The following is a 12,605-nucleotide window of genomic DNA, read 5'->3' on the forward strand; positions in this document are numbered from 1 at the left end:
TATCGCCAAGCGTGGGACATGAGGGCATCTTAGCCGCGATGGCGTGGCGCGAGAACCTTCGAGGGAGAACGCAATGACCGACCAAGCCTTTGCCCAGGCCGACCCCGACTGGGTCGAGCTGATCAGCCTGGCCCGTGAGTGGTTCAACGGCCCGCTCGGGCAACTGATGCTCAAGGAAGAAGAAAAACTGCTGGAAGAAGAGCTCGGGCGCTTCTTCGGCGGTTACCTTGTGCACTATGGGCCCTGCGCCGAAGCACCGCCCAGCGCCCCTCAGGTGCAACGCAACGTACGCCTTGGGGCACCGCTGCCGGGGGTGGAGATCGTCTGTGAGGAGCAAGCCTGGCCGTTGAGCGAGCACGCCGCCGACGTGGTGGTGCTGCAGCATGGCCTGGACTTCAGCCTGTCACCCCATGGCCTGTTGCGCGAGGCCGCCAGCGCCGTTCGCCCGGGTGGGCATCTGCTGATCGTCGGTATCAACCCTTGGAGCGGTTGGGGCATGCGCCACCTGTTCAGCCATGGCGCCCTGCGCAAGGCGCGCTGTATCTCGGCTTCACGGGTGGGCGATTGGCTCAACCTGCTGGGCTTCGCGCTGGAGAAACGCCGCTTCGGGTGCTATCGTCCGCCGCTTGCCTCGCCGGCCTGGCAGCAACGCCTGGCGGGCTGGGAACGCGCGGCAGGCAACTGGCAAACCTCGGGCGGCGGCGTCTACCTGCTGGTGGCGCGCAAGATGGTGGTCGGCCTGCGGCCGTTGCGCCTGGAGCGCCGCGAACCCATGGGCAAACTGCTGCCGCTGCCGCTGGCCAAGGTCAACCGTACGGCGGCCAATCCTGATTCTGAAAAGCACTGAACAAGAGTGGTACATGAGCGATAGCGTCGAAATGTTTACCGATGGCGCCTGCAAGGGCAACCCGGGCCCTGGCGGCTGGGGCGTGCTGATGATCTACAAGGGCGTCGAGAAGGAACTGTGGGGCGGCGAACGCGAGACCACCAACAACCGCATGGAGCTGATGGCCGCGATCCAGGGCCTGATGTCGCTCAAGCGTGAATGCGAGGTGGTGCTGACCACCGACTCGCAGTACGTGATGAAGGGCATCAACGAATGGATGGTCAACTGGAAGAAGCGCGGCTGGAAGACCGCCGCCAAGGAGCCGGTGAAAAACGCCGACCTTTGGCAACTGCTCGACGAACAGGTCAACCGGCACAAGGTGAGCTGGAAGTGGGTGCGCGGCCACATCGGCCACCCGGGCAACGAACGCGCCGACCAGCTGGCCAACCGTGGGGTGGATGAGGTGCGCGCCGCGCGCTGAGCTGGGGTACAATCCCCGGCTTTGTCACTTTTGTCACTGAAGCAAGTGGGAGCCCCCGCGTGGAGCAGCAGCAAGATAAACGCCTGGTCATTCTCGATACCGAAACCACCGGTATGCCGGTCAGTGAAGGCCATCGCATCATCGAGATCGGCTGTGTCGAGGTCATTGGCCGTCGCCTGACCGGGCGGCATTTCCACGTCTACCTGCAGCCCGATCGCGAGAGTGACGAAGGCGCCATTGGTGTTCACGGCATCACCGACACCTTCCTGATCGGCAAGCCACGGTTCGCCGAGGTCGCCGAGGAGTTCTTCGACTTCATCCAGGGCGCCACGCTGGTCATCCACAACGCGGCGTTCGACGTTGGCTTCATCAACAACGAGTTCGCCCTGCTGGGCCAGCACGACCGCGCCGACCTTTCGCAGCATTGCACCATTCTCGATACCCTGCTGCTGGCGCGTTCCCGGCACCCGGGGCAGCGCAACAGCCTCGACGCCCTGTGCAAACGCTACGACATCGACAACTCGGGCCGTGAGCTGCACGGCGCTTTGCTCGACTCGGAACTGCTGGCCGACGTCTACCTGGCGATGACCGGTGGCCAGACCAGCCTGTCGCTGGCTGGCAATGGCGCTGAAGGTGATAACGAAGGGCAGGGCAGTGGCGGCAGCGAGATTCGCCGCATTGCCGGCCGTGCGCCCGGGCGGGTGATCATGGCCAGTGCCGAAGAGCTCGAGGCGCATGCCGAGCGGCTGGCGGCAATCGCCAAGTCGGCCGGGGCGCCTTCGATGTGGCAGGCGTTGACCGAGGCCTCTGCGGGCTAAACCCCACCACACAAGGCCGCACCTGCAACTACCCTGAAAAGGACACCCCGTCCTTCAGAGGTAGTTGCCTGATGTACAAGGACCTCAAGTTCCCCATCCTCATCGTCCACCGTGCGATCAAGGCCGACAGCGTCGCCGGTGACCGCATACGGGGGATTGCCGAAGAGTTGAGCCAGGATGGCTTTGCCATTTTGGCCGCAGCGGACCACGCCGAAGCGCGACTGGTCGCCGCCACCCACCACGGCCTTGCCTGCATGCTGATCGCAGCCGAAGGCGTGGGCGAAAACACCCACCTGCTGCAGAACATGGCCGAGCTGATTCGCCTGGCCCGCTTGCGCGCGCCAGACCTGCCGATTTTTGCCTTGGGCGAACAGGTCACCCTGGAAAACGCCCCCGCCGAGGTCATGAGCGAGCTGAACCAGCTGCGCGGCATTCTGTATCTGTTCGAAGACACCGTGCCGTTTCTCGCACGCCAGGTGGCCCGCGCTGCCCACAGCTACCTCGACGGCCTGCTGCCGCCCTTTTTCAAAGCCCTGGTGCAGCACACCGCGCAATCCAATTACTCCTGGCATACACCGGGCCACGGCGGCGGCGTGGCCTATCACAAGAGCCCTGTAGGCCAGGCCTTCCACCAGTTTTTTGGGGAAAACACCCTGCGCTCGGACTTGTCAGTCTCGGTGCCGGAGCTGGGTTCGTTGCTTGATCACACCGGCCCGCTGGCTCAGGCAGAGGCCAGGGCCGCGCGTAATTTTGGTGCCGACCACACCTTCTTCGTGATCAACGGCACCTCCACCGCCAACAAGATCGTCTGGCACGCCATGGTCGGACGTGATGACCTGGTGCTGGTGGACCGCAACTGCCACAAGTCGGTGGTCCACGCGATCATCATGACCGGGGCCATCCCGATCTATCTTTGCCCGGAACGCAATGAGCTGGGCATCATCGGCCCGATTCCGCTCAGTGAATTCAGCCCAGCTTCGATCCAGGCAAAGATCCAGGCCAACCCCCTGGCCCGTGACCGCGGGCAGCGCATCAAGCTGGCGGTGGTGACCAATTCCACCTACGACGGCCTGTGCTATCACGCCGGGCTGATCAAGCAGACGCTCGGTGCCAGCGTCGAGGTGCTGCACTTTGACGAGGCCTGGTTCGCTTACGCAGCGTTTCATGAGTTCTTCGAGGGGCGCTACGCCATGGGCACGGCCTGCGCGGCCGACAGCCCATTGGTGTTCAGCACCCATTCCACGCACAAGTTGCTGGCGGCGTTCAGCCAGGCTTCGATGATTCATGTGCAGGACGGCGCCAGGCGCCAGCTGGACCGGGACCGCTTCAATGAAGCGTTCATGATGCACATCTCGACCTCGCCGCAGTACAGCATCCTGGCGTCGCTGGACGTGGCCTCGACCATGATGGAAGGGCCGGCCGGGCGCTCGCTGTTGCAAGAAATGTTCGACGAGGCACTGAGCTTTCGCCGCGCGCTGGCCAATCTGCGCACGCACATCGCTGCCACCGACTGGTGGTTCAGCATCTGGCAGCCGCCGACGGCAGAAGGCATCCAGCACTTGGCCGCGCAGGACTGGCTGCTGCAGCCAGGGGCAGAGTGGCATGGTTTTGGGGAGGTGGCGGGCAACTACGTGCTGCTCGACCCGCTGAAGGTGACCTTGGTCATGCCCGGTTTGAGCGCAGGCGGTGTGCTGGGTGAGCAAGGTATTCCGGCAGCGGTGGTCAGCAAATTTCTCTGGGAACGTGGGCTGGTGGTGGAAAAGACCGGCCTGTACAGCTTCCTAGTGCTGTTCTCCATGGGCATCACCAAGGGCAAATGGAGCACCTTGCTGACCGAGTTGCTGGAGTTCAAGCGCCACTACGATGGCAACACGCGGTTGAGCGCCTGCCTGCCCAGTGTGGTGGCAGCCGATGCCTCACGTTATCAGGGGATAGGGCTGCGCGACCTGTGTGACCAGTTGCACGAATGCTACCGCGCCAATGCCACGGCCAAGCAGCTCAAGCGGCTGTTCACGCGTTTGCCGGAGGTGGCTGTCAGCCCGGCCCGGGCGTATGACCAGATGGTGCGCGGCGAAGTGGAGGCCGTGCCGATCGAGGCCCTGCTGGGACGGGTGGCGGCGGTGATGCTGGTGCCATATCCGCCGGGCATTCCGTTGATCATGCCGGGAGAGCGGTTCACCGAAGCGACCCGCTCGATACTCGACTACCTGGCATTTGCCCGGGCGTTCAACGATGGCTTCCCCGGATTCGTCGCCGACGTGCATGGCCTGCAGAACGAAAACGGTCGCTACACCGTGGATTGCATCAAGGAATACGAATGATCTCGACGCCGGTCTGTGCCAGCTCGAAACGGTTTTCGCCCAGGTGGTTGACCCGATCGCCGATGGCCAGGCGATAGGTGGTGATTGGCGCGCCCAATGTGCTGCCGTCGACTTGGAGGGTCGACTCTTGGAACTCGTGGACGGGGTAGATGCGGCCTTCGGCGTCACGGGCGTGGAATTGGCCGACCATTACTGCTGCCATTTGGGTGAAAACCTCTGAATTACGTAAGAAATGTCTGGAAACATAGACCGTACAAGATACCCGGAAGTTTTCGCCGGGTGGAAAAAAAACCAAAGCGCCGAGAAACGGTCATCTATAACTACAACGTCCTCTTAGCCAGCAAAGGTTGGAAATCGCCATGAGCCAGGTGTATTCGGTAGCGGTCGTCGTCGGCAGCTTGCGCAAGGATTCCTACAACCGCAAGGTAGCCCGCGCACTTTCGGAGCTGGCGCCGTCCAGCCTTGCCTTGAAGATTGTCGAGATTGGCGATCTGCCCCTGTACAACGAAGACGTCGAGGCCACCGCGCCAGCGTCCTGGAAGCGCTTTCGTGACGAGATTCGCCGCAGTGACGCAGTGCTGTTCGTCACGCCGGAGTACAACCGTTCGGTGCCGGGTTGCCTGAAGAACGCAATTGATGTTGGCTCACGGCCTTATGGCGAAAGCGCTTGGAGCGGCAAGCCGACGGCAGTGGTGAGTGTGTCGCCGGGGGCCATTGGCGGCTTTGGTGCCAACCATGCCGTGCGCCAGTCGCTGGTGTTTCTCGACATGCCTTGCATGCAGATGCCTGAGGCGTACCTAGGGGGCGCGGCGAACCTGTTCGAGGAATCCGGCAAACTCAACGATAAGACGCGGCCGTTTCTGCAGGGGTTTGTCGACAAGTTCGCTGCGTGGGTGAAGTTGAACAGGGCGGTCTGAAGCCCTGTTCAGGTGCGGGGGCGCAGGGCGGCCTCGGCGTTTATCGGAAGCTGTAGGAAACCCCCGCATAAACCCCAAACCCTTCACCCGGCGTCGAGCGGGCAATGTCCTGCCCGGCGTCGTTGTAGCCTGGCGTTACTGTCGCGGCGTAGCGTTTGTTGGTCAGGTTGCGCAGGTCCAGCCAGGTCTGCCAGTCCTGTTTCGGTGAGTCCCAGCCCAGGCGCGCGCCCAGCAAGGCATAGGCGTCGGCGTGATAGCTGTTGGCATAATCCACCTGCACCTTCGACGCCATCTGCGTGTTGACCCCGGCATAGAAGCCGCTGGGCCAGTCGTAACGCAGCTCACCCTGGTAGTAGTGCATGGGGATGCCCGGCAGGCGGTTGTCGCCGAACTGCTCGTCGTCACGGTAGTGGAAGTCACTGAAGGTGTAGGCCTGGCGCAGGCTCAGCTTGCCTGTGCCTGCGTGCTCCCACAGCGTAGTGTCCAGGCCTGCCTCGACACCCTGGTGCACGGTGGCGCTGGCATTGAACTCCTTGGCCGGCAAGCCTGGCACGATTTCCACGGCCAACAGTTCGTGGCGCACTTGCGAGTAATACCAGGCCAGGTCCCAACGCCCCAACGCCGAGTCGCCGCGCGCGCCGAGCTCCAGCGTGGTGGCTGTCTGATTTTGCAGGTCGATCGGCTGCGTCGCTACCGGTGAGCTCCAGATCAGCGACCAGGGGTGTGGCGGCTCGACCGAGCGGCTCAGGTTGCCGTAAACCTGCAGTTGCGGGCTGATGTCGTAGCGCAGGCCGAGGCGCGGCGCGTAGTCCCAGTCATGCTGGCTGACCTTGCCACCCGTGAGCGGGTAGCTGACGTCGCTTTCGCGGCGGGTATAGATCATCGCCAGGCCGGTGGTCAGCCACAGGTCCGGGATTAGCTCCAGATCGTTGCCTGCATGCAACACGGTGTCCGAGCCCTGGTAGCTGAAGTCGCGGCTGCGTGCGCCGAAGTCATCGCCGCTGGTACGGGCAAATTGCGAGGCACCACTGTTGGGCAGGTGTTTGGTGGTTCGCCAGCCTAGGGTGGTCTTGCTCTCGCGGCCCAGCAGGGTGTCGCGGCGGAAGTAGTTCAGGGTGCCGCTGACATCGGTGTAAGCGACCTTCAGGCGCATCGGGCCTTCGCGCAGGTCCATGGGGAAGTCGTGATAGACCAGCCCGGCTTCCACCCGGGCATCGTCCTCGAGGTAGAAGGTGGTCTTGTTGGCCACCCAGGTGCTGCCCGGTTGCGGGCGGCTGTCGTCGCGCGCCAGGTACGCCGCGTTGGCGGCACGCGGGTCATGCTTGATCTGGTCTTTGGTCAGGCGCCCGGCCAGGTCGTTCTCGGTTTCCCGGTAACGCAGGTAGAAACGCGTTTCCAGGTTCGGGTTGAAACGGTAGCCGACGTTCGCGGCAATACCTTTGGCACTGCCACTGCTGTGCGCCTGATAGCCGTCGTATTCCGAGTCGGTCAGCGCCACGTAGTAATCGAGGTTGCCCAGCACCTGCCCAGAGCTGATGTGCCGATGCTGATAGCCGCGGCTGCCGACCTCGTATCGCACCTGCAAGGGCGCGGCATCGTAGCCGGTATGGGTCACGTAGTTGAGGGCGCCACCCAGGGCCAGGGCGCCTTGATCGAAGCCATTGGCCCCGCGCAAAACCTCGGCACGGCTCAGCCACAGCGGTTCGAACAGCTCGTATGGGGTACCGCCTGGGCCGGTGAGCGGCAAACCGTCGAACATCGTGTAGACCCCGGAACCGTGCGCCCCAGGTGCCCGGTTGATGCCCGACCCACGGATCGACAGCTTGATACCGTCATTGCCCGCCGACTGGGCGAACACGCCAGGCTGGTAGGCGAGTACATCCTGGTTACTGGCGACCCGGCCTTGCCCCACACGCTGCATGTCCACCAGGTTGCTGGCGCCTGGGATTTCGCGCAAACGCTCGCTGGCGGCCGTCAGTTCGCTTTGCTCCTCGTCGGTGATCAGCACCTGGCCCAACTCGACCGATTGTGCGGCCAGGGCCGGTGGCGTGGCGGTGATGGCAGCCAGCAGGCCAAGGCAAGACGAGAGGGGTAAAACGGAACGCATTGTACGACTCCAGGCGAAAGGCGAATGGACAACGGCGTTGAGACGAGCGAAACGGCGATTGGAGCACGAAGAACTGCAGTAAATCTCGCGCAACCTTCGTCAGACGGTTTTGTAGGCAAGTTCTTTACAAGTTGCTTGGCTGGAGAGGGTGCGGGGGGCTTCGTAAGGTGTTTGCAGATCGGCAGTGATGCCTCTCTCAAACACTCGTGGAGTTCAACGATGAATGACAACGCACGACACTCGCCCGAATCCCTCTCGGATTCACCCATCCACCTGACGCCGCGTGAGCGGCAGGTATTGCTGTGGTGTGCCTACGGCAAGAGCTCGTGGGAAATTGGCCAGATCTTGGAGTGCAAGGAGTCAACGGTGAACTTTCACGTTGCCAATATCTTGCGCAAGTTCGATGTGCCTACACGCGTGGCGGCCGTCATCAGGGCGATTCGCTACGGCATGCTGGCCGAGCAGTGAGGGGGGATGAACATGAATCAGCGAACAGCAACTCATCTTGAACCTGCTGCCGTAGGGCCCCGGTTCCCAGACTGCCATGACCCGTTCTGGCCGCGCCTGGAGCTGGCGGCATTGCGTGAGCGCTTGCAGCTTCGGCCCGATACCAGCCAGGCGCATTTCGAGGTTGCAGCACAATGCGCCGCTATCGATGCAGCGCGAGAGTTCGCACGTTGGCGCGCGGCACTGCGTGAGCGGGGCTATAAACGCCTGGAGGATGTATCTGGGCACGATCATGGGCGGGCACTGCTGGTTTGTTACACGCGCTTTGTAGAGGCCTCGATCCTGCGAGATCTGCGCGCAGTTCCCCAGCGGAAGGCGTCGCGCAGGGGAGGTGCTTATGCGTGAATGCACATTGTTCGAGGGCCTGTTCGTGGCCGCTCTGGAGCTCGTGGGCATGGATGGCACGGTCCTGTTCAGCGCGTTGCTGGGGGCCCTGTTGGTCAGCGCCGCTCGAGACCGCTTGATCACCAATACATCCACGCGCCTGACGATCTGCAAGAAAGGGCTGCTGGTGTTCGTGACCGTAGGTGTGGGCCACCTGTTCGAGCCGTTGGTGATGTCCCTGGCGCCCATGCTTACCCGCGGCATGGCCGCCTTCGTGGCAGCAGTGGTGGTAATCCCGATCAGCCTAAAGGTCATGGCTTCGCTGGATGCGCTGGACCCGAGCGAAATCATCCAGCGTTGGCGCCGCAGAGGTTAACGGCTGAGGGTGTCAGGCAGGTATTTGGCAAGCGCGCTCAGTTGCTGTTCCAGTTGTTGGATACGTTGTTTGTCCTGGATGAGCAGCAGCACCGCCTGGCGGTCGTCTGCAGAAAGCGTGCGTAGCCGCTCGAGCATGTCCCGCTCCCAGTCATCCTTTTCAGCGTTGCGATGTTGTACGGGTTCACCCAGCAGCAGCCAGTCGAGGGAGCACGCATGCTGCCTGGCGATTGCTATGCATATTGAGTATGGAATGCTGTCGCGTACCTTCCAGCTGCTCAACGTCTGTGGGCTGATGGCCAGCGCTCTGGATAGCTCAGCATCCGTCTCGCACCCCATCAAAAGCTTCAGGCGCGCAAGTACAGGCGATAGCAAGTGAGTACTCATAACAATTATCCATGTCTGGTTTAATGATATTCCATGGGCTTAAACTACTCGTTATGAATACAGCCCTGCGTTTTAAGGAGCATTTCTGCAATGAAAAGCATCAAACTGAAGAATACATTCACTTCCGCAGTAAATACTGACAAAACTAAACGATCATTCTCACAGATCGGCGGCGTGTTTAATGCCTGCAGGTGCCTGCCGTGAGTACGTATAAGCTGGTCTGCCCGCATTGCAACAGCCGTATGCGCATACGTACCAGTGAGGGGCGCCATATATTTCTTCGGGTCGCCTACCTGCAATGCACCACCGAGGCCTGTGGCTGGTCAGTGCGAGCCGAGTTTGAAATGACCCATGAACTTTCTCCCAGCGGGATGCCCAACCCTGAAGTCCACTTGCCATCGGCCAATGGTGACCTGCGCAGGGCCGCATTGCCTGAAGCGGTCGAGTAGGCAGCCCATTGGCGCAGAAAAAAAAACACCCCGCATGAGCGGGGTGTTTTGTATTGCAGGGCTGATCAGCCGATCAGTTGCAAGCCGGCCTGCTGAACCATTTCCAGCAGCGGTTGCGGGTAGACACCGAGCACGAAGGCGAGGATAGCGATGGCCAGCAGCATGACGCCGCCGGTGCGCTGTTCCCACTTCAGCGGGGCATCGTGACGACGCAGGTTTGGCTCGACCAGGTACAGGGTGACCATGACGCGCAGGTAGTAGTAAACACCGATGGCGCTACCGATCACCAAGGCGCCGACCAGCCACCACAGGTGCGACTCGACGCCGGTGGCGATGATGTAGAACTTGCCGATGAAGCCTGCAGTCAGCGGGATGCCGGCCAGCGACAGCATCATCACGGTGAGCACGGCAGTCAGGTACGGACGGCGCCAGAACAGGCCACGGTACTCGTACAGGGCGTCCGCATCACGGCCGCCGTACGGCGAGGACATCAACGTGATGACGCCGAAGGCACCCAGGCTGGTGATCACGTAGGTGACCAGGTACACGCCCATGGCTTCCAGGGCCAGGCCCTTGCTGGCGACCAGGGCGATGACCAGGTAACCGAAGTGGGCGATCGACGAGTAACCCAGCAGACGCTTGAGGTTGCTCTGGGTCAGTGCCAACAGGTTCCCGACCAGGATCGAGGCCACCGCGATCACCGCCAGAACGGTGCTCAGCACGCCGCTACTGGCAGCAGGGGAGAGCATGAACAGGCGCACGACCACGGCGAATACCGCAACCTTGCTGGCGGTGGCCAGGAACGCAGCGACCGGCGCCGGAGCACCTTCGTACACGTCCGGGGTCCACAGGTGGAACGGCACCAGCGACAGCTTGAAGGCCAGGCCGACCAGCATCATGCCCAGGCCCAGTTGTGCGACCAGGCTTGGCATGTTGGTGGCTGCCAGGGCTTTACCGATCTGGTCGAAGCTCAGGCTACCGGCATCAGCGTACAGCAGTGCCATGCCGAACAGCAGGAAGGCAGAACCTGCAGCCGACAGCACCATGTACTTGATGCCGGCTTCCAGCGAACGCTTGTTGAAGAAGGCATACGCCACCAGGCCATAGACCGGCACCGACAGCAGCTCCAGGCCGATGAACAGGCCAGCCAGGTGGTTGGCACTGACCAGCACCAGGCCACCCAGTGCCGACATCAGCAGCAGCAGGTAGAGTTCTTCACGGTTGCCCGGGAAGCCTTTGGCGCCTTCGCCCAGGTAAGCGTGGGCCAGCGTGACACAGGCCAGCGTGGCCACCAGGATGATCGCCATGTACAGGCAGGCGAACTTGTCGATGGTGATCAGCGAGGTGACCGCCAGGGGCGCGACCTTCAGTGCTGGCAAGATCGACAGCAAGGCCAGGTTCAGGCCCACGGTGGACAGCAGGAAGGTCTGCGAGTGGTTGCGCTTCCAGGCGATCGCCAGCATCACCACCACCGTGGTGATGGTGGTGATCAGCATCGGCGCCAATGCGATGAAGTGTTGAGTGGTGAATTCCATAGCGCTCTTACCGGGCCGAAGCGAGTTGAGTGAAAGCGGAACCAAGCCACTGCTGCACACCGCTCATGGTGGCGGCAGAAGTGTCGAGGAACGGCTGCGGGTACACACCAAGCACGATCAGCAGCACTGCCAGGCCCAGCACCATGATCAGCTCGCGGCTGTCCATGCCGGCCAGCACGGTGTCGCTTTTGCTTGGGCCGAAGTAGGCGCGGTGGATCATGATCAGCGAGTAGACCGAGCCGAAGACCAGGCCGGTGGTGGCGATCACGGTGATCCACGGCACGCTGGCGAAGCTGCCGATCAGGATCAGGAACTCGCCGACGAAGTTGCCGGTGCCTGGCAGGCCCAGCGATGCGGCGGCGAAGAACAGGCTGATCGCAGGCAGGTAGGCGATGCGGTGCCACAGGCCACCCATTTGACGCATGTCACGGGTGTGCAGGCGCTCGTACAGCTGGCCGGACAGGATGAACAGCGCAGCAGCCGACAGGCCGTGGGCCAGCATCTGGATCACCGCGCCTTGCAGGGCTTGCTGGCTGCCGGAGTAGATACCGATCAGCACGAAGCCCATGTGCGAAACGCTGGAGAAGGCGATCAGGCGCTTGATGTCGGTTTGCGCGAAGGCCAGGAAGGCACCGTAGAAGATACCGATCAGGCCCAGGGTCATGGCGATCGGTGCAAACTCGGCCGAGGCGTTCGGGAACAGCGGCAGGGCGAAGCGCAGCAGGCCGTAGGCCGCCGTCTTCAGCAAGATACCCGCCAGGTCCACGGAACCTGCAGTCGGTGCCTGGGCGTGCGCATCAGGCAGCCAGGAGTGGAACGGCACCACCGGCAGCTTGACCGCGAAGGCGATGAAGAAGCCCAGCATCAGCACGTACTCGACACCGGCCGGCAATTCGGCCTTGAGCAGGTCGCTGTAGTTGAAGGTCAGTACGCCGGTGGTGTTGTAGTTGACCAGCACCAGGCCAAGGATCGCCACCAACATGATCAGGCCGCTGGCCTGGGTGAAGATGAAGAACTTGGTTGCTGCGTAGATCCGGGTCTTCTTGCCGTCTGCAGAGCTGTGACCCCAGAGCGCGATGAGGAAATACATCGGCACCAGCATCATTTCCCAGAAGAAGAAGAACAGGAACAGGTCCAGGGCCAGGAACACACCGACCACGCCGCCCAGAATCCACATCAGGTTGAGGTGGAAGAAGCCGACGTGGCGCTGGATCTCTTTCCAGGAGCACAGTACCGACAGCACACCGAGCAGGCCGGTCAGCAGGATCATCAGCAGCGACAGGCCGTCGAGGGCCAGGTGGATGCTGATGCCGAAGCGCTTGATCCACTCGACTTTGTATTCGAGTGCCCAGGCAGGTTCGGCGCCCGGAGCAGGGGCCAGGGTGTAGTCGCCGGTGCCCCACAGGTACAGGCCGATGCCGAGCAGCAGGGACATGGTCAGCAGCGCGATCCAGCGCGGCAGGGTGGCGCCGAAGCGCTCACCCAGCCAGCACAGGAAGCCGCCGATGAAGGGGATCAGGATCAGCCAAGGCAAAATCATGACGGGTTGGTTTCCTTT

The 12,605-nt window shown here is 62.3% G+C and carries 14 protein-coding genes; 9 read left to right on the top strand and 5 right to left on the bottom strand.

The genetic code is table 11. The features are described from left to right. Positions 1 to 73 precede the first annotated feature (73 nt). The 4 genes from AC5PZ0_RS01510 (at position 74) to AC5PZ0_RS01525 (ending at position 4,446) form a co-directional block, all read left to right on the top strand. On the top strand, positions 74 to 847 hold the full coding sequence (locus tag AC5PZ0_RS01510) for a class I SAM-dependent methyltransferase (RefSeq protein WP_027592828.1): 774 nt from the start codon (positions 74 to 76) through the stop codon (positions 845 to 847). 13 nt (positions 848 to 860) lie between these two features. Continuing rightward, on the top strand, positions 861 to 1,307 hold the full coding sequence (gene rnhA / locus AC5PZ0_RS01515) for a ribonuclease HI (protein ID WP_027592827.1): 447 nt from the start codon (positions 861 to 863) through the stop codon (positions 1,305 to 1,307). Positions 1,308 to 1,366: 59 nt separating this feature from the next. Further along, positions 1,367 to 2,125, top strand: coding sequence for a DNA polymerase III subunit epsilon (gene dnaQ, locus AC5PZ0_RS01520; RefSeq protein ID WP_027592826.1), 759 nt, complete (start codon positions 1,367 to 1,369; stop codon positions 2,123 to 2,125). A 71-nt stretch (positions 2,126 to 2,196) separates the two neighbouring features. Continuing rightward, positions 2,197 to 4,446, top strand: a complete 2,250-nt coding sequence (locus tag AC5PZ0_RS01525) for an Orn/Lys/Arg family decarboxylase (RefSeq protein WP_265967983.1) — start codon at positions 2,197 to 2,199, stop codon at positions 4,444 to 4,446. Here the strand turns inward: AC5PZ0_RS01525 and AC5PZ0_RS01530 are convergent. After that, positions 4,430 to 4,648, bottom strand: a complete 219-nt coding sequence (locus AC5PZ0_RS01530) for a hypothetical protein (protein ID WP_027592824.1) — start codon at positions 4,646 to 4,648, stop codon at positions 4,430 to 4,432. The genes AC5PZ0_RS01525 and AC5PZ0_RS01530 overlap by 17 nt on opposite strands. Positions 4,649 to 4,805: 157 nt before the next feature. Here AC5PZ0_RS01530 and AC5PZ0_RS01535 point away from each other — a divergent pair, with 157 nt between their 5' ends. Continuing rightward, positions 4,806 to 5,363 (top strand): NADPH-dependent FMN reductase, encoded by a 558-nt coding sequence (locus AC5PZ0_RS01535; protein WP_238214959.1) that lies wholly within the window; start codon positions 4,806 to 4,808, stop codon positions 5,361 to 5,363. Between the two features lie 40 nt (positions 5,364 to 5,403). Here the strand turns inward: AC5PZ0_RS01535 and AC5PZ0_RS01540 are convergent, their stop codons facing one another. Continuing rightward, positions 5,404 to 7,470: a TonB-dependent receptor family protein gene (locus tag AC5PZ0_RS01540; protein ID WP_493854154.1), complete on the bottom strand. Its 2,067-nt coding sequence runs from the start codon at positions 7,468 to 7,470 to the stop codon at positions 5,404 to 5,406. 219 nt (positions 7,471 to 7,689) lie between these two features. Here AC5PZ0_RS01540 and AC5PZ0_RS01545 point away from each other — a divergent pair, with 219 nt between their 5' ends. From AC5PZ0_RS01545 to AC5PZ0_RS01555, 3 genes are read left to right on the top strand one after another with little or no spacing between them, the layout of a single operon-like run. Continuing rightward, positions 7,690 to 7,938: a helix-turn-helix domain-containing protein gene (locus AC5PZ0_RS01545; protein ID WP_027592821.1), complete on the top strand. Its 249-nt coding sequence runs from the start codon at positions 7,690 to 7,692 to the stop codon at positions 7,936 to 7,938. 12 nt (positions 7,939 to 7,950) lie between these two features. Then, on the top strand, positions 7,951 to 8,322 hold the full coding sequence (locus tag AC5PZ0_RS01550; RefSeq protein ID WP_081717462.1) for a head completion/stabilization protein: 372 nt from the start codon (positions 7,951 to 7,953) through the stop codon (positions 8,320 to 8,322). Further along, positions 8,315 to 8,677: a hypothetical protein gene (locus tag AC5PZ0_RS01555; protein WP_099428747.1), complete on the top strand. Its 363-nt coding sequence runs from the start codon at positions 8,315 to 8,317 to the stop codon at positions 8,675 to 8,677. The genes AC5PZ0_RS01550 and AC5PZ0_RS01555 overlap by 8 nt, the downstream gene beginning before the upstream one ends. On the opposite strand, the gene AC5PZ0_RS01560 is transcribed toward AC5PZ0_RS01555, so the two are convergent. Next, a complete protein-coding gene (locus AC5PZ0_RS01560; protein WP_493854155.1) occupies positions 8,674 to 9,063 on the bottom strand; it encodes a helix-turn-helix domain-containing protein in 390 nt (129 codons plus the stop codon). The genes AC5PZ0_RS01555 and AC5PZ0_RS01560 overlap by 4 nt on opposite strands. 200 nt (positions 9,064 to 9,263) lie before the next feature. Between AC5PZ0_RS01560 and AC5PZ0_RS01565 the strand changes: the two genes are divergently transcribed. Further along, positions 9,264 to 9,512 (top strand): Ogr/Delta-like zinc finger protein, encoded by a 249-nt coding sequence (locus tag AC5PZ0_RS01565; protein ID WP_081717454.1) that lies wholly within the window; start codon positions 9,264 to 9,266, stop codon positions 9,510 to 9,512. 65 nt (positions 9,513 to 9,577) lie between these two features. Here the strand turns inward: AC5PZ0_RS01565 and nuoN are convergent, their stop codons facing one another. Further along, complete coding sequence (nuoN, locus tag AC5PZ0_RS01570; protein WP_085272593.1) at positions 9,578 to 11,047, bottom strand: NADH-quinone oxidoreductase subunit NuoN; 1,470 nt, start codon at positions 11,045 to 11,047, stop codon at positions 9,578 to 9,580. 7 nt (positions 11,048 to 11,054) lie between these two features. Then, on the bottom strand, positions 11,055 to 12,587 hold the full coding sequence (gene nuoM, locus AC5PZ0_RS01575) for an NADH-quinone oxidoreductase subunit M (protein ID WP_493854156.1): 1,533 nt from the start codon (positions 12,585 to 12,587) through the stop codon (positions 11,055 to 11,057). Positions 12,588 to 12,605 lie beyond the last annotated feature (18 nt).

Source organism: Pseudomonas sp. 5.2 (genome assembly GCF_059025405.1).